The 20862-nt window shown below is 64.7% G+C and carries 19 protein-coding genes; 11 read left to right on the top strand and 8 right to left on the bottom strand.

What is annotated here, in order from left to right; genetic code table 11:
• Positions 1 to 39 precede the first annotated feature (39 nt).
• Positions 40 to 1014 carry an alpha/beta fold hydrolase gene (locus AC2FL1_RS15030; RefSeq protein ID WP_496877481.1) on the top strand — a complete coding sequence of 325 codons (975 nt, stop codon included), beginning with the start codon at positions 40 to 42 and terminating at the stop codon, positions 1012 to 1014.
• 49 nt (positions 1015 to 1063) lie between these two features.
• Entirely contained in the window at positions 1064 to 1900 is an 837-nt protein-coding gene (locus AC2FL1_RS15025; RefSeq protein ID WP_496877480.1) for a PhzF family phenazine biosynthesis protein, read from the top strand.
• A 102-nt stretch (positions 1901 to 2002) separates the two neighbouring features.
• Here the strand turns inward: AC2FL1_RS15025 and AC2FL1_RS15020 are convergent, their stop codons facing one another.
• The gene (locus AC2FL1_RS15020; protein WP_496826867.1) at positions 2003 to 3694 is read right to left on the bottom strand and encodes a thiamine pyrophosphate-binding protein; all 1692 of its coding nucleotides are present in this window, start codon (positions 3692 to 3694) and stop codon (positions 2003 to 2005) included.
• 107 nt (positions 3695 to 3801) lie between these two features.
• Here AC2FL1_RS15020 and AC2FL1_RS15015 point away from each other — a divergent pair, with 107 nt between their 5' ends.
• Positions 3802 to 4491 carry a GntR family transcriptional regulator gene (locus AC2FL1_RS15015; protein WP_496877479.1) on the top strand — a complete coding sequence of 230 codons (690 nt, stop codon included), beginning with the start codon at positions 3802 to 3804 and terminating at the stop codon, positions 4489 to 4491.
• A gap of 13 nt (positions 4492 to 4504) precedes the next feature.
• Complete coding sequence (locus AC2FL1_RS15010; protein WP_496877509.1) at positions 4505 to 5239, top strand: aspartate/glutamate racemase family protein; 735 nt, start codon at positions 4505 to 4507, stop codon at positions 5237 to 5239.
• Between the two features lie 204 nt (positions 5240 to 5443).
• Here the strand turns inward: AC2FL1_RS15010 and AC2FL1_RS15005 are convergent, their stop codons facing one another.
• The 7 genes from AC2FL1_RS15005 to AC2FL1_RS14975 form a co-directional block, all read right to left on the bottom strand.
• Complete coding sequence (locus tag AC2FL1_RS15005) at positions 5444 to 5689, bottom strand: MoaD/ThiS family protein (protein WP_496877478.1); 246 nt, start codon at positions 5687 to 5689, stop codon at positions 5444 to 5446.
• Entirely contained in the window at positions 5682 to 7943 is a 2262-nt protein-coding gene (locus tag AC2FL1_RS15000) for a xanthine dehydrogenase family protein molybdopterin-binding subunit (RefSeq protein WP_496877477.1), read from the bottom strand. The genes AC2FL1_RS15005 and AC2FL1_RS15000 overlap by 8 nt, the downstream gene beginning before the upstream one ends.
• On the bottom strand, positions 7943 to 8422 hold the full coding sequence (locus AC2FL1_RS14995) for a (2Fe-2S)-binding protein (protein WP_496826875.1): 480 nt from the start codon (positions 8420 to 8422) through the stop codon (positions 7943 to 7945). The genes AC2FL1_RS15000 and AC2FL1_RS14995 overlap by 1 nt, the downstream gene beginning before the upstream one ends.
• A complete protein-coding gene (locus tag AC2FL1_RS14990; RefSeq protein WP_496877508.1) occupies positions 8419 to 9300 on the bottom strand; it encodes an FAD binding domain-containing protein in 882 nt (293 codons plus the stop codon). Before AC2FL1_RS14990 ends, AC2FL1_RS14995 begins: the two co-directional genes overlap by 4 nt.
• Positions 9301 to 9694: 394 nt before the next feature.
• A complete protein-coding gene (locus tag AC2FL1_RS14985; protein ID WP_496877476.1) occupies positions 9695 to 11623 on the bottom strand; it encodes a hypothetical protein in 1929 nt (642 codons plus the stop codon).
• A gap of 296 nt (positions 11624 to 11919) precedes the next feature.
• Positions 11920 to 12756, bottom strand: a complete 837-nt coding sequence (locus AC2FL1_RS14980; RefSeq protein WP_496877475.1) for a tryptophan 2,3-dioxygenase — start codon at positions 12754 to 12756, stop codon at positions 11920 to 11922.
• A 4-nt stretch (positions 12757 to 12760) separates the two neighbouring features.
• Positions 12761 to 13537 (bottom strand): hormone-sensitive lipase, encoded by a 777-nt coding sequence (locus tag AC2FL1_RS14975; protein WP_496877474.1) that lies wholly within the window; start codon positions 13535 to 13537, stop codon positions 12761 to 12763.
• 133 nt (positions 13538 to 13670) lie between these two features.
• Between AC2FL1_RS14975 and AC2FL1_RS14970 the strand changes: the two genes are divergently transcribed.
• From AC2FL1_RS14970 to AC2FL1_RS14940, 7 genes are all read left to right on the top strand, one after another.
• Positions 13671 to 15965, top strand: coding sequence for a bifunctional salicylyl-CoA 5-hydroxylase/oxidoreductase (locus AC2FL1_RS14970; RefSeq protein ID WP_496877473.1), 2295 nt, complete (start codon positions 13671 to 13673; stop codon positions 15963 to 15965).
• Complete coding sequence (locus AC2FL1_RS14965) at positions 15962 to 16720, top strand: SDR family NAD(P)-dependent oxidoreductase (RefSeq protein WP_496877472.1); 759 nt, start codon at positions 15962 to 15964, stop codon at positions 16718 to 16720. Before AC2FL1_RS14970 ends, AC2FL1_RS14965 begins: the two co-directional genes overlap by 4 nt.
• Positions 16717 to 17184 (top strand): MarR family winged helix-turn-helix transcriptional regulator, encoded by a 468-nt coding sequence (locus tag AC2FL1_RS14960; RefSeq protein ID WP_496877471.1) that lies wholly within the window; start codon positions 16717 to 16719, stop codon positions 17182 to 17184. The genes AC2FL1_RS14965 and AC2FL1_RS14960 overlap by 4 nt, the downstream gene beginning before the upstream one ends.
• Positions 17181 to 17984 (top strand): enoyl-CoA hydratase family protein, encoded by an 804-nt coding sequence (locus AC2FL1_RS14955; RefSeq protein ID WP_496877470.1) that lies wholly within the window; start codon positions 17181 to 17183, stop codon positions 17982 to 17984. Before AC2FL1_RS14960 ends, AC2FL1_RS14955 begins: the two co-directional genes overlap by 4 nt.
• A gap of 69 nt (positions 17985 to 18053) precedes the next feature.
• The gene (locus AC2FL1_RS14950; RefSeq protein ID WP_496826891.1) at positions 18054 to 19196 is read left to right on the top strand and encodes an acyl-CoA dehydrogenase family protein; all 1143 of its coding nucleotides are present in this window, start codon (positions 18054 to 18056) and stop codon (positions 19194 to 19196) included.
• Between the two features lie 28 nt (positions 19197 to 19224).
• Positions 19225 to 19677, top strand: a complete 453-nt coding sequence (locus AC2FL1_RS14945; protein ID WP_011242179.1) for a cupin domain-containing protein — start codon at positions 19225 to 19227, stop codon at positions 19675 to 19677.
• Between the two features lie 3 nt (positions 19678 to 19680).
• The coding region (locus tag AC2FL1_RS14940; RefSeq protein ID WP_496877469.1) for an AMP-binding protein at positions 19681 to 20862 on the top strand (1182 nt) is incomplete at its 3' end.

The raw sequence follows: 20862 nt of genomic DNA, 5'->3' as shown, positions 1-20862 counted from the left end.
AGACCAAACCCCAACTCATTATCAGAGGGAGCTTTCGACATGCTTCGCACATTGCTCAATACCGCCGCCACCATCACCGCCGGATCGCTGTTTTCCGCCGGGGTCATGACGCTGGGATTCTACATCCTGCCGTCAAGCCTGCTTGCCGCCGAGCCCGTTCAGACCCAGTTCCGCACCGAGACGCTGGAGGGGCTGAAGATCGCCTATCGCGAGGCGGGCGACCCGGCCAATCCGACCGTATTGCTTTTGCACGGGTTCCCGACCTCGTCACATATGTTCCGCAACCTGATCCCGGAACTGGCCGCCGATTATCACGTGATCGCGCCCGACTATCCCGGTTTCGGCGCCTCGGACATGCCGGATGCGGCGGAATATGACTACAGCTTTGCCGGAACCGCGCAACTGATGACCCAGCTCCTGGATGCCAAGGGCGTCGACGACTATGCCGTCTATCTGATGGATTACGGCGCACCCGTGGGCTATCGCATGTTCGCCGAAGATCCCGAGCGGGTCACTGGTTTCATCATCCAGAACGGCAATGCGTATGAAGAGGGCCTGCGCGAATTCTGGGACCCGATGAAGGCCTATTGGGCCGACCCCTCGGTCGCCAATGGCGATGCGCTGCGCGCCTTTCTGACCATGGATGCCACCAAATGGCAGTTCACCCATGGCACCCAGAACCCCGACGCGATCAGCCCGGACAATTTCTGGCACGTGCAATACCTGCTCGACCGTCCGGGCAATCAGGAGGTGCAGTTGGAGATGTTCCTCGATTACGGCACCAACCTGGCCGAATACCCGAAATGGCAGGCGCTGTTTCGCGAGCATCAGCCGCCGGCGCTGCTGATGTGGGGCAAGAACGACGTGATCTTTCCCGAAGCGGGCGCGCATCCCTACAAGAACGACCTGACCGATCTGGAGTTCCATATCCTCGATACCGGGCATTTCGCGCTCGAGGAATACGGGACCGAAATCGCCGCCGAGATGAAAGACTTTCTGGCACGCATTAACTAAGGAACAGGGCCCCGCTCTGGCGGGATCCACTCCCACAGGAGGATTTGACATGACAGCACATGTGGACCGGATCGCGGCCTTTTCCGACGGCGCCCTGGGCGGAAACCCGGCCGGCGTGGTGATCGCCGACCAGATGCCCGCCGAGGAAGAGATGCAGCGCATCGCGGCCGAGGTCGGCTATTCCGAGACCGCCTTTGCAGCGCCAGAGGGCGCAGGCTGGCGGGTGCGCTACTTCGCACCGGTGGGCGAGGTCGCTTTCTGCGGCCATGCCACCATCGCATTGGGGGCGACGCTCGCGGATCGTTTCGGCGAAGGCACCTATGCCCTGCAACTCAACGATGCTGGCATCTCGGTCGAGGGGCAGCGTCATGGCGACCGAGTGCAGGCGGCACTGATCTCGCCCCCCACCCGCAGCGGCGCGGTGGACCTCGAGGTGCTGGAGGCCGCCTTGGCGCTGTTTGGTCTCGACGAAAGCGACCTGGACCCGACCCTGCCCGCCGCCGTGGCCAATGCGGGCAACGATCACCTTGTGTTGGCCCTGCGCGACCGCACCCGGCTGGCAACGATGGAGTACGATCTGAACCGGGGCGCCGCCTATATGCGGCTGAACGGCTTCACCACCATCAATCTGCTCTGGGTCGAGACCCCGCAGCGGTTTCACAGCCGTAACGCCTTTGCCATCGGCGGTGTGCTGGAGGATCCGGCAACCGGTGCCGCCGCCGCCGCGCTGGCGGGGTATCTGCGCGATCTCGGCTGGCCGCATGGCGGCACGATCGACATCGTGCAGGGCGAGGATATGGGCGCCCGCTCGCTGCTAAGGGTCGAGATCGGCGATACCCCCGGCCAAGGCGTCCGCGTTTCGGGCAGCGCCCGCCAGATCGAGTAGAGACCCACACACGCACCAGACCAGAGCGGACCGCGTGACCGCCCAAGCGCGCGGCCCGCTCCAGGCGGCCCTCCCGAACCGCCTGCCCTGCCCTCGTCCGCCTTACCCCATCCAGCGGCGGACGGGGGCATTGCTTTCCTCCAGCGGCTGGGTGATCACGTCAACCAGCGTCGGCCCGTCATGGGAAATCGCCTCGGCCAGCACCCGCTCCAGATCGGCTGGGTCCTCGACCCGCCAGGATTTCACCCCATAGGCCGCCGCGATGGCCGCATTGTCGGTGCGGTTGAAATCCACGTTGTAATAGCGCGCGTCCTTGTCGGCGAACTGGCTGGCCTTGATCCAGCCGAATGTCGCGTTGGAAAACACCACATAGGTGATCGGCGCCCGCGACCGGCAGACGGTCTCCAGCTCTCCCACGGTGAACCCGAACGACCCGTCACCCATCAGCGCCACGGTCTTGGACGCGGGCCGCCCGTACCAGGCGCCCAAAGCGGCCGACAGCGAGTATCCCAGCGCCCCATGAGCGCGGTTGGTGATGAAATGCCGCCCCGGACGCGGCAATTGGTAATAGGCCGAGAAATAGGGGCAGCTGGTGCCGGGATCGGACACCACGGTCGCATCCTCGGGCAGCGTGTTCATCAGCGCGCGGATCACCCGCTCGGGCCGGATCGGCGCCTGATCGGAACGCGCCAGCACCTCGAACGCGTCGAACTTCCGCCGCTTCTTCTCGGCGATCGCCGCCGCGCCGCCAAAGGTATCGGCCCCCTGCGCGCGGGCGTCCAGCACCGCGTTCACCTCGGCCAGCGCCAGCCGCAGATCGCCCACCACCGCGACCTCGGTCCGGTAATTGGCATTCATCACCATCGGGTCATTGTCGAAATGCACGATCCGGGTTCCGGGTTTCGGCGCCTCCCACCGTGCCGTGGTAGTCGACCCCGCCCGGCAGCCCATGAACACCACCAGATCGGCAGCCTCCATCATCTCCCATGTCTCGTCGGTGCCTCCGTTCGAGCCGACCACGCCCAGACAGTTGGGATGGGTCTCGGCCAGAGACCCCTGCCCCGAGATCGAGGTGGCCACCGGAATGTCAAGCCGGGTAGCAAGCCGGTCCAGCTCCTCCCAGGCCTGGGCGATCACTACGCCGCCACCACAGACGATCAGCGGGTTCTTTGCCGACAGGATTGCCTCCACCGCCGCCTGCGCCGCTCCGGGCGCGGGCGCCTGCGGATAAGCGGGATAGCTGGCGGTCATGGGATCAGCCCAGATATCAGCGGCGTCGACCGGATCATATTGCACGTCATAGGGCAGGCCGATATGCGCCGCCCCCGAGCGCCCCGTGGTCATCGCCCGGAACGCCGCCCGCACCATGCGCGGGATGTGATCGGCGCGGCTGATCACCGTGTTCCACTTGGTCAGGGGCGCCATCAGCGCCTTTTGATCCACCTCGGTCAGCGGGTATTTTCCGTAAGAGGCGACCGAGATATCGGTGGTGATCCCCAACACCGCATAAGAGCTTTCCGAGGCCTCGATCAACCCCGGCAGGATATAGGTGGCACCACCGCCCGACGGCCCCTCGGCCACACCGACGCGCCCCGTGACGCGGGAATAGCCATCGGCCATATAGGTGGCACAGCGCTCGTCACGGGTCAGCACATGGGTGATCTGGTGATCGAGCCGCAGCATCGCGTCATAAAACGGCAAGGTGGTGTCGCCACACAGGCCAAAGATATGCCGCACCCCCTGCGCCTCGAGCATGCGCACCATCGCCTCGGCGCCATTCATCCGGTTGTCCATGCGACTCGCCCTCACAACATTTGCGTTCAGAATTGTATACAGCTCTGCATCACATCTTGCGCACAAGTCAACCCCGCGATATCCTGCCCCCGACATCGAGGCACCTAATGACCAAATCGGAAAGCAATGTTGATCGGCTCTACCAGGCGCTCCGCCGCATGGCGGCTGATTTCGCCTTCAAGCCCGACGCCCGCATCAACGAAAGCGCGCTTGCAACCCAGCTCGACGCCTCGCGCACCCCGATCCGCGAGGCGCTGAACCGGCTGGTGGCCGAGGGTTTCCTGACCTTCCGCTCGGGGCGCGGCTTCTTCTGCCGCTCGCTCTCGCCGGAACTGGTGATGGATCTCTACGAGGCGCGGGTAGCGGTCGAGGTCGAGGCGGCGCGCCTTGCCGCCCTGCGCGGCGACGAGCGCGAGATCGCCATCCTGATGCAGGACCTCGAGGATATCGCGCCCGACTATACCGCGCGCGCCGATACCGAAACGCTGCTCAGCATGGATGAATGGTTTCACACACGGCTCTGCGCGCTGTCGGGCAATGGCGAACTGGCGCGGATGCTCGGCAATCTCAATGACCGCATCCGCTATCTGCGCCTGATCGACCTGCGCCGCCTGCAGGCGCTGGGGCCGCAGGGCCAGACCATGGTTTCGGCGCATCAACGCATCCTCGACGCGGTGGCCCGCCACGACGCAGACGGCGCCATGGCCGAGATGCGCGCCCATATCGAGCGCCGCCGCGAAGGGGCGACACAGGCGGTGCGCGATGCCTATGCCCAACTTTATGTCCCCGAACTCTGAGGCAAACATGTCCATACAATCCGGCGGCAAGACGGTGTTTGGTGCCACGGTCGGCATCCTGATGCTGGAAACCCGCTTTCCCCGCATTCCCGGCGATATGGGCAATGCGCTGACCTGGCCCTTTCCGGTGCATTACAGGGTGGTGCGCGGCGCTTCACCCGATCGGGTGGTGCGCGGCGATCCTCGCGTGCTGCTCGACGCCTTTGTCGAGGCGGGTCTCGATCTGGTGGCCACTGGCGCGGACGGGATCACCACCAATTGCGGCTTTCTCGCGCTGGTTCAGGACGAGTTGCGCGCGGCCCTCGGCGTACCGGTGGCGACCTCCTCGCTGATGCAGGTGCCGATGGTACAGGCCCTTCTGCCCCCGGGCAAAAAAGCGGTGATCCTGACCATCTCCAAAGCGACCCTGAGCCCCGCCCATCTGGCCGCCGCCGGCGTGCCTGCGGATACACCGGTCTTCGGCACGGATGGAGGGCGCGCCTTTTCCCGCGATATCCTGGGGGACGCGCCCCAAATCGACTTCGCCGCCTGCCGACAGGACATGCTGGATGCGGCCGACGAGATCCTGGAGCAACAACCCGACGCGGGCGCCATCGTTCTTGAATGCACCAATATGGTGCCCTATGCCGCCGATCTGCGCAGGCGCACGGGTTTGCCGGTCTATTCCATCTACTCGATGGTCACATGGTTCCAATCCGGCCTGATGCCGCGCCGGTTCACTCAAGATCTCGACGACCCGCGCGGTTGACCCGTAGCTGGGGGCGCTGCCCCTTCATCTTCGGTGACTCCCCCGGGATATTTTCAGCAAGAAGAAAGAGCAGGCGTCCACTCCTTCATTCTGCCGCAAATACTCCGGAGCGCGAGGCAGCGCCTCGCAAAAGACCCGCCGCGCAGCGGCGCCCGGCCCAACGCCCGCAGGCGCCCCGAAAGGGGCGCCGAGGGGGGCGGGAGCCTACCCGCCGCGCAGGCGCTGCATCAGATAGACCTCGGCCCCCTCGGGGATCGGTTCGGTCAGGCCCGAGGCGATCACCCGCCCGTCGATGGCAACCGAGACACCCGCGTCGATGGGCGCCTGCAACTCGGGATGTGCGCGCACCAGGGCGCGCAGCATCTCGCCGGTATCGCGGGCCTCGACCGAGACCACCTCGCAGCCCCCGGCCAGCGACCGCAGGCTGGACCAGAGATGGACCTCAACCATCCGCCTTGAGCGCCGCCAGGATACGCGGCGGCGACATCGGCAATTGCCTCATCCGCGCGCCGGCGGCGGCCGAGACCGCGTTGGCAATGGCCGCCAGCGGCGGACAGATCGAGGTTTCGCCCACCCCGCGCACCCCGAACGGATGGCCGGGATTGGGCACCTCGACGATCACCGTGTCGATCATCGGCAGGTCGCTGGCCACCGGGATGCGATAATCCAGGAAGACGCTGTTCTGCAGCCGCCCGTCGGCGCCATAGATATATTCCTCGTTCAGCGCCCAGCCGATGCCCTGCGCGGCGCCCCCCTGGAACTGCCCTTCGACATAGGTGGGATGGATCGCCTTACCGGCATCCTGCACCACCGTATAGCGCACGACCTTGGTCTTGCCGGTCTCGGGGTCCACCTCGGCATCCACGATATGGGTGGCAAAGCTGACGCCCGCGCCTTCGGGTGTCGCCTCGAAATGGCCCGAGATCGGCCCCCCGGTGCGGCCCATGTCGGCGGTGATATCGGCCAGCGGCAGCGGGTCGAATTCGCCCGCATTCGGCCCCGAGGGCACCGCGCAGCCGTTTTCCCATTTCACCGCATCCACCGGGATGCCCCATTTCGTCGCCGCCCGCTCACACAGTTTCTCGACCGCGTGGCGCGCCGCCTTGATGGTGGCCAGCCCGCTGGCATAGGTCACCCGGCTGCCATGGCTCACGTCGTTATAGCCCAGCGTGGCGGTGTCTGCGATGGTCACCCGGATGTTCTCGTAGGGGATGCCCAGCACCTCGGCCGCCATCAGCGCCATCGAGGCGCGGCTACCGCCGATATCGGGCGTGCCCACCATGACCTGCGCCGAGCCATCCTCGCTCAGCGCCAGCGAGACCGAGGTCTCGCCACCATGGTTGAACCAGAACCCGCAGGAAATCCCCCGTCCCTGCCCCGGTTTCAGCGGCGCGGTGTAATGGGGATGGGCCTTGGCCGCTTCCAGCGTTTCGACCAGGCCGACCCGCTGGAACCTGGGCCCATAGCTCGCCTTGGTCCCCTCGCGCGAGGCATTCTTGAGACGCACCTCGATCGGGTCAAGTCCCAGTTGATTGCACAGCTCGTCGATCACCGATTCCACCGCAAATGCCGCCATGGGCGAGCCGGGCGCGCGATAGGCGGCCTGTTTGGGTCGGTTGGTCATCACGTCATAGCCCACCTGGCGCACATGCGGCAGGTTATAGGGGGCAAAGGCGCACATGGCGGTGAAATCCGCCGGACCGCCGGGGAAGGCACCGCCTTGCAGGCGGAACGTACCCTGGGCAGCGGTCAGCGTGCCGTCCTTCTTCATGCCGATCTTGATATCCATCGAGGCCGAGGCGGTCGGCCCGGTGGCGCGGAACACCTCGGACCGACTCATCACCAGTTTCACCGGCTTATTGGCCTTGCGCGACAGCGCCAGCGCCACCGGCTCGATGAACACGGTGGTCTTGCCGCCAAAGCCGCCACCGATCTCCGAGGCGGTCACCCGCAGGTTGGCGGTTTCGATCCCCAGAAGCGCGGCACAAGTTTTCTGCACGATCCAGTGACCCTGGGTGCAGCACCACAGCTCTCCCTTGCCATCGGCGCCCAGCGTGGCCAAGCAGGCATGCGGTTCGATATAGCCCTGGTGGGTGGCCTCGGTGGTGAAGTGATCCTCGATCACCAGGTCGGCTTCGGCAAAGCCCGCCTCGACATCGCCATGGCCGCTTTCATGTTTGCGCACCACGTTGGGATGCATCCCCTCGGGCACCGAGTAATCCGCAGCCCCCTGACGGATCACCGGGGCGTCCATCAGCATCGCCTTGTCCACATCGGTCACATGCGGCAGAACCTCGTACTCCACCTCGATCAGCTTGAGCGCATCACGCGCGGCCAGCGCCGAGGTGGCGGCAACAGCGGCCACGGCATGCCCGTCATAGAGCGCCTTGTCGCCCGCCATGACGTTTTCGAGGATGTTCCAGAAATCACCCTCCAGCCCCGGCGCAAATTCCACCTTGTCCGAGAAATCGGCACGGGTGACCACGGCCTTCACATCCTTCAGCGCCTCGGCCTTGGACGTGTCGATGCGCAGGATGCGGGCATGGGCGTGCGGGCTGCGCAGGATGGCGCCATGCAGCATGCCGGGGGCCGACGCATCGGCGCCGAACCGGGCGCGGCCGGTGACCTTGTCCAGCCCGTCGGGCCGGTTCGGGCGGGTGCCGACAAAGGTGAAACCGTCGGATTTACGATCGTCGAGCGCCATTATACCGCCTCTCTCATGTCGCGGGCCGTGTCCATCACGGCGCGGATGATCTTGTCATAGCCGGTGCAACGGCACAGGTTGCCGGCCAGCCAGAACCGAACCTCTTCCTCGGTCGGGTCGGGGTTCTGCTCCAGCAGCGCCTTGGCCGCGACCAGGATGCCGGGGGTGCAGATGCCGCATTGCAGCGCGGCATAGTCGATGAACTTCTGTTGCAGCGGGTGCAGCTCATCGCCCTCGGCGATGCCTTCGACCGTGCCGATTTCCTTGCCATCGGCCTCGACCCCCAGCACCAGGCAGGAGCAGACGAGCCGCCCGTCAAGCGTCACCGAACAGGCGCCGCAATCGCCGGTGCCGCAGCCTTCCTTGGCGCCGGTCAGGCTCAGCTTGTCGCGCAGGCAGTCCAGCAGGGTTTCGCGCGGGTCGCAGAGATATTCGACCGCATCGCCGTTGACGGTAGTGGATACGTGGATCTTGCTCATCCGTGGTGCCCCTTGATGATTTCACCCTTGGCCCGGGCATAGGCGATGCGCGCGGCGCGTTTGGCCAGCACGCCAGCAACTTCGGTACGGAACGCGATGGTGCCACGCTTGTCGTCGATCGGCTTGCAGGCGGCCGAGGCAGCGGCGGCCAGACGGTCGAGCGCGGCGTCATCCAGCGTGGAGCCGATGATCGCGGCAGCGGCGTCCTGGACCAGCAGGACGGTCGGCGCCACGGCGCCAAGCGACACGCGCGCTTCGGTGATGGTGTCACCGTCCAGGCGCAGGTTCACGGCACAGCCCACCACGGCGATATCCATCTCACTGCGCGGAATGAAGCGCAGATAGGCATCGCCCGCATTCGCGCCACGTGCCGGAATGTGCAGCGCCGAAACCAGTTCGCCCTTGGCCAGCGAGATACGGCCGGGGCCGGTCGGAATATCCTCGACCGCCACGACGCGTTCGCCATCGGGGCCGGTCACGGTCGCGGTCATGGAGGCCGCGACCATGGCGGGCACGGAATCGGCGGCCGGTGAGCCGTTGCAGAGGTTGCCGGTCAGCGTCGCACGGCCCTGCACCTGGGTGGAGCCCACCAGGTTCATCGCCTCGACCACACCGGGCCAGTCGGCGACCAGCCCCGCATGCTCGCCCAGCTCGGCGCCGGGAACAGCCACACCCAGCGTCCAGCTGCCATCCTCGTTACGGGTGATGTCGCTGACACCATTGATCTTTTTGACGTCAATCAGCGTGTCGGGGGTGACGATTTCGGCGCGCAATTGCACAAGCACATCGGTTCCACCTGCAAGAAACCGCGTGATACCGTCCGCATTTGCAGCCAGCGCCGAAGCCTCGGCAAAACTGGCGGGGCTGTGATAGTTCATGTTTACCTCGCTCCTGGAAACCAGGGTTCCACTGGGTGATTTGGCGCGAGCGTAGAACAGCAGGTCGGGCAGGTCCATGCCCCCCAACGACAGTTTCTGCACACTCACAAGGTCGGTTTTGGACAGAACCAAAGATCTGCAAACGGGTGACGTGCGGGGCCCAGCTGTTTTGTCGCTGTGCAATCGCAGGGACACCACAGACATTTCGACAACGCCGATACACGCGGGGGCGCACTGCGATCATCCGGTTTACACCTGATTTGAGCGGTCCAGAGAGTCACCCCGCGACCGGATCACATGCCACCGGCACCCCCGCAGCGTTCTGATCCGAAGCTCAGGTGAGCGGGCCCGGATCAGAACGATCGCGCCCGCCCCGCAGTCGCATCAGTTGGGGTCAGACGCTCTCGTCGCCTTCGTCGTCTTCATCCCCCTCGTCCCCTTCGTCGCCTTCGTCTCCCTCGTCGTCTTCGTCGCCTTCGTCATGTTCGTTGCCTTCGTCATGCTCGTCGCCTTCATCGCCGTTGTCGGGCTCGTTCAGCTCGTCGCCTTCGTCGTCTTCGTTGCCGGAATCGGCGAGGTTGTCGTCTTCGTCGCCTTCGTTGCCGTCGTCATCCTCGTCCCCCTCATCGCCTTCGTCCCCCTCATCATCGAGCAGAGCATCGGCATCCTCGTCGCCTTCGTCGTCTTCGTTTCCTTCGTCGCCTTCGTCGTGCCGCGAGGGGTGGTCGGGCTCAAGGGGTTCGTCGCCCTCGTCGCCTTCGTCGCCCTCGTCATCCTCGTCGCCTTCGTCGTCTTCGTTATCCTCGTCGCCTTCGTCGTCCTCGTTGCCTTCGTCTTCTTCGTTGCCTTCGTTATCCTCGTTGCCTTCGTTGTGCTCGTTGCCTTCGTTGCCTTCGTCGTTTTCGCCGCCTTCGTTGTTTTCGTCGCCTTCGTCGCCTTCGTCGTTCAGGCCGCCCTCGTTGCCTTCGTCGCCCTCGTTGCCTTCGTTGCCTTCGTTGCCTTCATTGCCCTCGTCGGCCTCGTTGCCCTCGTTGTCCTCATTGCCCTCGTTGCCTTCGTTGTCCTCGTTGCCTTCGTCTTCTTCGTTGCCCTCGTTGTCTTCGTCGGCTTCGTTGGCCTCGTTGCCCTCGTTGGCTTCGTTGCCTTCGTTGCCCTCGTTGCCCTCATTGCCTTCGTTGTCCTCGTCGCCCTCGTTGCCTTCGTTACCTTCGGTACCCTCGTTGCCTTCGTCGCCCTCGTTGCCTTCGTCGCCGTCGTTCAGCTCGTCGCCTTCGTCGCCTTCATCGCCCTCGTCGCTATTCTGACTCTCGTCGCCCTCGTCGCCTTCATCGCTCTCGTCATCCTCGTCGCCTTCGTCATCCTCATCGCCCTCGTCGCCTTCGTTGCCTTCGTCAGCTTCTTCAAGGAGGCCACTATACGTGTCGTCCTCGTCGCCTTCATCGCCTTCGTCGCCTTCGTCAGCTTCCTGGCCTCTGTCGAAGAACTCGCCATTTTCGTTGCCTTCGTCGAACTCGTCGCCCTCGTCGGCTTCGTTATTCTCGTCGCCTTCGTCGCCTTCGTTGTTCTCGTTGCCTTCGTCACCTTCGTCGTTCTCGTCGCCTTCGTTGCCTTCGTTGCCTTCGTCCCCTTCCAGGCCAATATTGATTATTCCTTCGTCGCCCTCGTTGCCCTCGTCGCCTTCGTTGCCTTCGTCACCTTCGTTGTTCTCGTTGCCTTCGTCGTTCTCGTCGCCCTCGTCACCCTCGTCGCCTTCATCGGCCTCATGCATATTTGCATCTATGCCCTGGTCGTACTCGTCATCAAAGTTGAAGTCCCAGTATGTGCTGTCCTCATCTCCCTCATCATATTCATTGCCCTCGTCAGCTTCGGAGAGGTCGATAGATCCGTCGGTGTTGTTGGAGATGATCGAGAAATTCTCGTCCCCCTCGTCATGTTCGTTGCCTTCATCGGCTTCGTTATTTTCGTCGTTCTCGTCGTTTTCGTCGTTCTCATCCCCCTCGTCGTCCTCGTTGTCTTCGTCGCCTTCGTTCCCCTCGTTGCCCTCGTTGCCCTCGTTGCCCTCATCGCCCTCGTCGCCCTCGTCATCTTCCTGGCCGGCGACACCCTCGTTGCCCTCGTTTCCTTCGTTGCCTTCGTTGTGATCGTCGTCATAGGTCGAGGCCGAGATTTCATTGCCCTCGTTGCCCTCGTCGTTTTCGTTGCCTTCGTTGTCCTCGTTGCCCTCGTCTCCTTCGTCGCCAGAGCTGATCGAGCTCATCACGGAAGTGTCTTCCAGCCGGGCTTCGGGGGTTTCTTCGATGTCGGAGTTGAAAAGTTCGGGCATGTCAGCCTCCTTTAAATGAGTGTTCAGCGCGCCAGCCATTCACACTCCCAGCCGGACGTCGCAAAATAGTCGAACCAAAATAGGCATAGCTGCCCCTGTCGCAGGCAACATGCATCGAGCCAAGACGGCCGCGACCATACATGAATATCGTTTATTTCATAAGCATATTTGGCCCATGTCCGGAACCGGCCGGTACTTTTCTCCCTGCCTTGCCCCGTTAAAAAGCGCCGCACGGCAAGGCGGATGCGGATCCCGGCGGGGATGTGTCCGGGCTCAGGCCGTTCGCGCGGAACCGATCAAAGATCGCCGCGCAGGTGCCAAAGCTCGGGGAACAGTTCCACCTCGAGCATGCGGCGCAGGTATTGCACACCGCTGGTGCCGCCGGTTCCCCGCTTGAACCCGATCACCCGTTCCACCGTGGTGACATGGTTGAACCGCCAACGGCGGAAATAGTCCTCGAGATCGACCAGCTTCTCGCCCAACTCGTAGAGGTCCCAGTATTTCGCCGGATCCTCGTAGACCTGCCGCCAGGCCGACTGCACCACCGCATCGGCGTTGTGCGGGTTGTCCATCCGGTAGACCTCGGGCGCGAAACTGGCGCCCGTCTTCGCCGCCAGCGCCCGCAGCGCCACATGATAGAGCGAGGGTTGCTCCAGTTCCGCTGCCAGCATCGCGTGCAACTCGGGTCGGTGCTCATGCACCTTCATCATCGCGGTATTGCGATTGCCCAGCATGAATTCGATCAGCCGGTACTGATGCGACTGGAAACCCGAGGAATTGCCAAGCGCGTTGCGAAATGTCGTATAGTCGCTGGGCGTCATCGTGCGCAGCACGTCCCAGGCGGAATTGAGCTGGTCGAAGATGCGCGCCACCCGCGTCAGCATCTTGAACGCAGGCCGGAAATCGCCACCCGCCAGCAGCAGATTACGCGCCGCCCTGAGTTCGTGCAGCACCAGCCGCATCCACAATTCGCTGGTCTGGTGCTGGATGATGAACAGCATCTCGTCATGGGCATCCGATTGCGGATGATGGGTCGCCAGCAGCGCATCCATATGCAGATAATCGCCATAGCTCATGTCCTTGGCATAGGACATCTTGGCGCCTTCCTGGCTGGGGTCATAGGCCTGGGACATCGGGTCAATCCTTGAGAAGCTCGGTCAGCAGAGCCGAACCGGGCCGGCCCAGTTCGGCAACAACAGAGAAATGGTCATGGCCCAGGTCGAACACATTGGGCACGTCCCAGGCCTCGGAGAGAAGGCGCGTCTGGCGCACCAGTTCGGGCCGCTCGTTGGCACCTACCCAGCAGGTGACCGACAGGCCCGCGCGCCGGGGCAGCAAGGCCGGGCTTTCGGCCTCGGCCTCTGCCGCGTCCAGGTGCAGAACCTCGTTCATCCGGGTGCCCAGCAGCGGGCGCAGATCGTGGATACCGCTGATGCTGATCACCCGGTCCAGCCGGTCAGGCAGCGGCCCGTCGACGCAGGCCATGCGGGCCACCAAATGGCCACCGGCGGAATGACCCGCCAGCCGCACCGGTCCCGCGACGTGACGCGCTGCCTCTTCGATCGCTGAGCGGATCTCCTTGGCCATCCGGCCCAACCGCGCCTCGGGCGCCAGCGTGTAGGACGGCACCGCCAGCGCCCAGCCCCGGCTGAGCGGTCCGGCGGCGAAATGCGACCAGACGCTCTTGTCGAGCTTCTGCCAATAGCCGCCATGCACGAACACCACGAGGCCCTTCGCCACGCCCTCGGGGCGGAACAGGTCCAGCCGGTTGCGCGCGCCCGGACCATAAGAGATGTCAAGCGTCCCGCCCCGGCTCTCACGCCAAGCCGCCGCCGCCGCACCCCAGGTGGCGGCCAGCCCGTCCGACCCCGGCACATAGCTGGAATTGTCGAATGCATCGTCCCAGTCGATCATCGCAGATCCTCCTGTCTTGTCGGCAGGGTAATCGCCGCCTCGATATATTTCAAGCTTAAAGGTTTAGGCTTGAAATATACCCGAATCCCCGTATCCTCTTCCTTGATCAGCGTATCTTGCGAGGGAGGATGCAATGCGTATCGCATGTCTGGGTGGCGGTCCGGCGGGGCTGTATTTCGCCATTTCGATGAAGCTGCGCGACCCTTCGCACGAGGTCAGCGTGATCGAGCGCAACAAGGGTGACGATACATTCGGCTGGGGCGTGGTGCTGAGCGATGACGCGCTGGAAAACCTGGCCGCCAACGACCCCAAGAGCGCCGAGATGATCCGCTCGAACTTTGCCTATTGGGACGATATCGCGGTGGTGCATGACGGGGTGCGCACTGTCTCGGGCGGGCACGGTTTTGCCGGGATCGGGCGCAAGGCTATGCTGCTCCTGCTTCAGGACCGGGCGCGGGAACTGGGCGTCGACCTGCAGTTCCAGACCGAGGCGCGCGCCATCGCCGAATATCAGGCGGAATACGATCTGGTGGTGGCCTGCGACGGGCTGAACTCGCGCGTGCGCAGCGATCTGGCGGAGCATTTCAAACCCGATATCGACACCCGCCAGTGCAAGTTCATCTGGCTTGGTACCCATCAGAAATTCGACGACGCCTTCACCTTCATCTTTGAGAAGACCGAACATGGCTGGATGTGGGTGCATGCCTATCAGTTCGACGAGGACACCGCGACGGTGATCGTGGAATGCAGCCAGGAGACCTGGGACGCCTGGGGATTCGAGCATATGTCCAAGGAAGAGAGCGTCGCCACCTGCGAGCGCATCTTTGCCGCGCATCTGGGCGGTCATGCGCTGATGTCCAATGCCAGCCACCTGCGCGGCTCAGCGGTCTGGATCAACTTTCCCCGCGTGCTCTGCGAGAAATGGCACCATGAAAACGTGGTGCTGATGGGGGACGCGGCGGCGACCGCGCATTTCTCGATCGGCTCGGGCTCGCGCCTTGCCTTTGACAGCGCCATTTCGCTGGCCACCTATCTGCATTCCGAACCGACGATGGAAAGCGCGTTCGAACGCTATCAGGAAGAACGCCGACTCGAGGTGCTGCGTCTGCAATCGGCGGCGCGCAACTCGCTGGAATGGTTCGAGCAGGTGGAACGCTATCTGGACATGGACCCGGTGCAGTTCAACTATTCGCTGCTGACCCGCAGCCAGCGGATCAGCCACGAAAACCTGCGCCTGCGCGATGCCGACTGGCTGCGCTCGGCCGAACAATGGTTCCAGACCCGCGCGGGCGCTGCGGCCGAACCCGTGCGCGCGCCGATGTTCGCCCCCTTTCGCCTACGCGACATGGATCTGAAGAACCGCATCGTGGTCTCGCCCATGGCGCAATACAAGGCGGTCGATGGCTGCCCGACCGACTGGCACCTGATCCATTACGGCGAGCGCGCCAAGGGCGGCGCGGGCCTGGTCTATACCGAGATGACCTGTGTCAGCCCCACGGGTCGCATTACCCCCGGTTGCCCCGGCCTCTATGCGCCCGAGCATGAGGCCGCGTGGAAACGGCTGACCGATTTCGTGCATGGAGAGACGAGCGCCAAGATCTGCTGCCAGATCGGCCATTCCGGGCGCAAGGGCTCGACCCAACTGGGCTGGGAGACGATGGACGCGCCGCTCAAAGCCGAGAACTGGGACCTGATCTCTGCCTCGCCCATCCCGTGGTCCGCAAACAACGCCACCCCGCGCGAGATGACGCGGGCGGACATGGACGCGGTACGGGACCAATTCGTCGAGGCGGCGCGCATGGCCGAACGGGCGGGTTTCGACATGATCGAGCTGCACGCCGCGCATGGCTATCTGATCTCCTCCTTCATCTCGCCGATGTCGAACAATCGCAGCGACGATTATGGCGGGTCGCTGGAAAACCGCATGCGCTACCCGCTGGAAGTATTCAACGCGATGCGCGCGGCCTGGCCCGAGGACAAGCCGATGTCGGTGCGGATCTCGGCCAATGACTGGGTGGACGAGGCCGGTGTCACGCCCGAGGAGGCAGTCAAGATCGCGGCGCTGTTCCACGCGGCGGGCGCCGATATCATCGACGTCTCGGCAGGCCAGACCTCGATCGAGGCAAAACCGGTCTATGGCCGCATGTTCCAGACCCCGTTCTCGGATCGCATCCGTAACGAGACCGGCATCGCCACCATGGCGGTGGGCAATATCTATGAGGCCGACCATGCCAACTCGATCCTGATGGCGGGCCGGGCCGACCTGATCTGCGTGGGCCGTCCGCATCTGGCCGACCCTTACTGGACCCTGCACGAGGCCGCCCGCATCGGCGACCGTCACGCCGACTGGCCGCTGCCCTATCTGGCGGGCCGGGATCAGGCCTGGCGTCTGGCCGACCGTGACGCCGAGACGGAGATCCGCGCATGATGCTCGACGGCGCTCATGCGGTGGTGACCGGCGGCGGCACCGGAACCGGTGCGGCGATTGCCGAGGCGCTGGCCCATGCCGGTGCCAAGGTCACCGTCTTGGGCCGCCGCGAGGGACCGCTGCGCGAGGTCGCCAAACAGCACAAGTTCATCGGCTGGGTGACCTGCGACGTGACCGATCCGCAGGCGGTCCGCGCCGCATTTCGGCAAGCGCGCGAGCTGAACGGGCCGGTGGGCGTGGTGGTCGCCAATGCGGGTGCCGCCGACAGCACACCGTTCCGGAAAATGACCGCCGAGGGGTTTCAGCAGATGCTGGATGTGAACCTCAAGGGCGTGTTCAACAGCTTTCAGGCCGGGCTTGCGGATATGGAAAACGCGGGCGAGGGTCGGTTGATCGCCATCGCCTCGACCGCCGGGCTCAAGGGCTATCCTTATGTGGCGGGCTATTGCGCCGCCAAACACGGGGTGGTGGGCCTGATCCGGGCGCTGGCGGTGGAACTGGGCCGCACAGGCATCACGGCCAATGCTATCTGCCCCGGCTTCATCGAAACCCCGATGCTGGAGCGCTCGATCGCCAATATCGTGGACAAGACCGGCCTGAGCGCGGAAGCTGCGGCAAAGTCGCTGCGCAAGGGCAATCCGCAGGACCGGTTCATTCAGGTGGACGAGGTGGCGGGCGCGGTCCTCTGGCTGTGTTCCCAGGCCGCCCGATCGGTGAACGGCCATGCCCTTGCCCTGTCGGGAGGAGAGATATGAGCGCACCCAACCCCCGCCCCGATGCCGGGCCGGACAGCAAGGCGCGGCTGCGCCTCTGGCTGAAACTGCTCAAAACCACGCGCGCGGTGGAATCCGGCCTGCGCGAGAACCTGCGCACCGAGTTCGCCTCGACCCTGCCGCGCTTTGACGTGATGAGCGCGCTGGCCCGCAACGCGGGCGGGCTGAAGATGAGCGAGCTGTCGGGCCTGCTCAAGGTGTCGAACGGCAATGTCACCGGCATCATCGAACGGCTGGTCGAGGATGGCCATGTGCTGCGCGAACCGGTGCCCGGCGACCGTCGCGCCAACCGGGTGCGCCTGACCCGCAAGGGCGAAGAGGAATTCGCCCGTCAGGCCGCGCGCCACGAAACTTGGGTCGACGCGCTACTGGGGTCGCTCGACGCCGACGAGGCGCGCGCGATCACCGCCACGCTGGACCGCATTCTGACAGAGGGAAAATCATGACCGCCGCCGACACCACCCATTTCCTGTGCACCATCGAGGACGGCATCGCGCGCATCGCGCTGGACCGGCCCGAGCGCAAGAACCCGCTGACCTTCGACAGCTATGCCGAGCTGCGCGACTGGTTCCGCGACCTGCATTACAATGACGACATCAAGGCGGTGGTCTTTGCCTCGAACGGCGGCAATTTCAGCTCGGGCGGCGATGTGCATGACATCATCGGGCCGCTGACCCGCATGAACATGAAAGAGCTGCTGCAATTCACCCGCATGACCGGCGATCTGGTCAAGGCGATGATCAATTGCGGCAAGCCGGTGATCGCCGCCATCGACGGCATCTGCGTGGGCGCGGGGGCGATCATCGCCATGGCCTCCGACCTGCGCATCGCCACACCCGAGGCCAAGGTGGCGTTCCTGTTCACCCGCGTAGGGCTGGCCGGCTGCGACATGGGTGCCTGCGCCATCCTGCCCCGCATCATCGGCCAGGGCCGCGCGGCGGAACTGCTCTATACCGGCCGCGCGATGAGCGCCGACGAGGGCGCCGCCTGGGGCTTTCACAACCGGCTGGTGGCGGCGGACGCGCTGGAGGACGAGGCCCGCAAACTGGCCCAGCAGATCGCGGCAGGCCCGAATTTCGGCCATATGATCACCAAGACCATGCTGGCGCAGGAATGGTCGATGTCCATCGAACAGGCGATCGAGGCCGAGGCGCAGGCCCAGGCGATCTGCATGCAGACCGGCGATTTCGAACGCGCCTACCGCGCCTTTGTCGCCAAGGAAAAACCCGTCTTTTTGGGCGATTGAGGTCGGACCGGGGCGCTGCCCCGGACCCCGGAGTATTTGGGGCGAAATGAAGCCCCTTGGAGGAAAGAGATGGCAGACCGCAGCTTCCTGACCTGGCCGTTTTTCGACGAGACCCATCGCGCCCGCGCCGAGGCGATGGAGGGCTGGTGCGCGCGCCTGCATGTGGATCACGGCAACATTGACGCGGCCTGCCGCAAGCTGGTGGGTGATCTGGGCGCGGGCGGCTGGTTGCAGGCGACCGGTGCCGCCGAGGGCGAGCGGCTGGATGTGCGGACCCTCTGCCTGAGCCGCGAGATCCTCGCCCGTCATGACGGGCTGGCCGATTTCGCCTTTGCCATGCAGGGGCTGGGCACCGGGGCGATCTCCCTGTTCGGCACCCCCGAACAGCAGGCCGAATGGCTGCCGCTGACCCGCAGCGGCCAGGCGATCTCGGCCTTTGCGCTGACCGAGCCGCAATCGGGTTCGGACGTGGCCAATTCCACCATGACGGCCACCCCCGATGGTGACGATTACGTGCTGAACGGCGAAAAGACCTGGATCTCGAACGGCGGCATTGCCGATGTCTATACGCTGTTTGCCCGCACCGGCGAGGCGCCCGGCGCGCGCGGGCTGAGCGCCTTTGTCGTGCCTGCGGGCCTGCCGGGGTTCGAGGTGGTCGAGCGGCTCGAAGTGATGGCGCCGCACCCGCTGGCGCGACTGCGCTTTACCGATGTGCGGGTGCCGAAATCGGCGCTCTTGGGTGCCCCCGGAGAAGGGTTCAAGGTGGCGATGGCGGTGCTGGACGTGTTCCGCTCGACCGTGGCGGCGGCGGCGCTGGGGTTTGCCCGACGCGCGCTGGACGAGGCATTGGCGCGCGTCACCACGCGGCAGGTGCAGGGCGCGCCGCTGTTCGATCTGCAAATGGTGCAGGGCCATATCGCCGATATGGCGCTGGATGTGGATGCCAGCGCGCTGCTTACCTATCGCGCCGCCTGGGCCAAGGATATGGGCGCCCCGCGCGTCAGCCGCGAGGCGGCGATGGCCAAGCTCTACTCCACCGACCACGCCCAGCAGGTGATCGACAAGGCGGTACAGCTGTTCGGCGGCGACGGAGTACGGCGCGGCGAAAAGGTCGAGGAGCTGTATCGCGATATCCGCGCCCTGCGCATCTATGAGGGCGCCAGCGACGTGCAGCGGGTGGTGATCGCCCGGCAGGTGCTGGCGCAGGGATAGGACCGAAACGTCAATGGGAGGAGAAACCATGACCAAGGATCTGGAAAAGGGCATTACCGAAAACGGCACCGGTTATGACGGGGTGGTGTGGAACATTCTGGGCCAGACCTATTACCCCAAGGCGGTTTGCGAGACGACCTTTGCCTTTGAAACCAACTCGGAACCGGGCCAGTTCGTGCCGGTGCATGTCCACCCCACCCAGGACGAATTCATCTTGGTGCAGGAGGGCGAGCTGGACCTGAAGCTGGACGGGGTCTGGTCCAAGGCACGCGCCGGTGATCTGGTGCGCATGCCCAAGGGCATTCCGCATGGCTATTTCAACAAGTCCGACAAACCTGCCCGCGCGCTGTTCTGGGTCTCGCCCGCGCGCAAGTTGAAAGAGCTGTTCGAGGCGCTGGACAATCTGGAGGATGTCGAACGGGTGGTCGAACTCTCGGCCCAGCACGAGGTCGATTTCCTCCCGCCCGAGGCGAATGACTGAACCATGCTGGGACCAAGCGCACATATCGACACGTTCACCCGGGACAACCTGCCGCCGCCGGATCAATGGCCCGATTTCCTGCTCGACGGGTTCGACTATCCCGAGCACCTGAATGTCGGGGTCGAGCTGACCGATGCCATGGTCGACAAGGGCTTTGGCGACCATACCGCGCTGATCGGCAATGGCCGGCGGCGCACCTACAAGGAGCTCAGCGACTGGACCAACCGGCTGGCCCATGTGCTGGTCGAGGATCTGGGCGTGAAACCGGGCAACCGGGTGCTGATCCGTTCGGCCAACAACCCGGCCATGGTGGCCTGCTGGCTGGCCGCAACCAAGGCGGGCGCGGTGGTGGTCAACACCATGCCGATGCTGCGCGCGGGCGAGCTGGCCAAGATCATCGACAAGGCCGAGATCACCCATGCGCTGTGTGACACGCGGCTGATGGAGGAGCTGGTCACCTGCGCCAAGACCTCGAAACACCTGCGCACGGTGGTGGGCTTTGACGGCACCTCGAACCACGATGCCGAGCTGGACCGGCTGGCGCTGCAAAAGCCGGTGCGCTTCCAAGCGGTCGCGACCGGGCGGGACGATGTGGCGCTGTTGGGGTTCACCTCTGGCACCACGGGCGACCCCAAGGCGACGATGCATTTCCATCGCGACCTGCTGATCATCGCCGATGGCTATGCGCGCGAGGTTCTGGGCGTTACGCCGGACGACGTGTTCATCGGCTCGCCGCCGCTGGCCTTTACCTTTGGGCTGGGCGGGCTGGCGGTGTTCCCGCTGCGCTTTGGCGCCGCCGCGACCCTGCTGGAACAGGCAAGCCCGCCCAACATGGTCGAGATCATCCAGCAGTATGGCGCCACGGTCTGTTTCACCGCGCCGACCGCCTATCGCTTCATGCTCAAGGCGATGGACGAGGGCGCCGATCTCAGCTCGCTTCGGGCGGCGGTGTCGGCGGGAGAGACCCTGCCCGCCCCGGTCTATGACGAATGGATCGCCAAGACCGGCAAACCGATGCTCGACGGGATCGGCGCCACCGAGATGCTGCATATCTTCATCTCGAACCGGTTCGACGATCACCGCCCCGCCTGCACCGGCAAACCGGTGACGGGGTATCAGGTGCGCATCCTTGACGAGGCAGGCAACGAGGCCCCGCGCGGCGAGGTGGGGCGGCTGGCGGTACGC

The sequence above is a fragment of the Ruegeria sp. YKSF070 genome (genome assembly GCF_059612725.1).
Note: the sequence above shows the minus strand (reverse complement) of the source record. Positions and strands in the feature narration are given on the sequence as shown.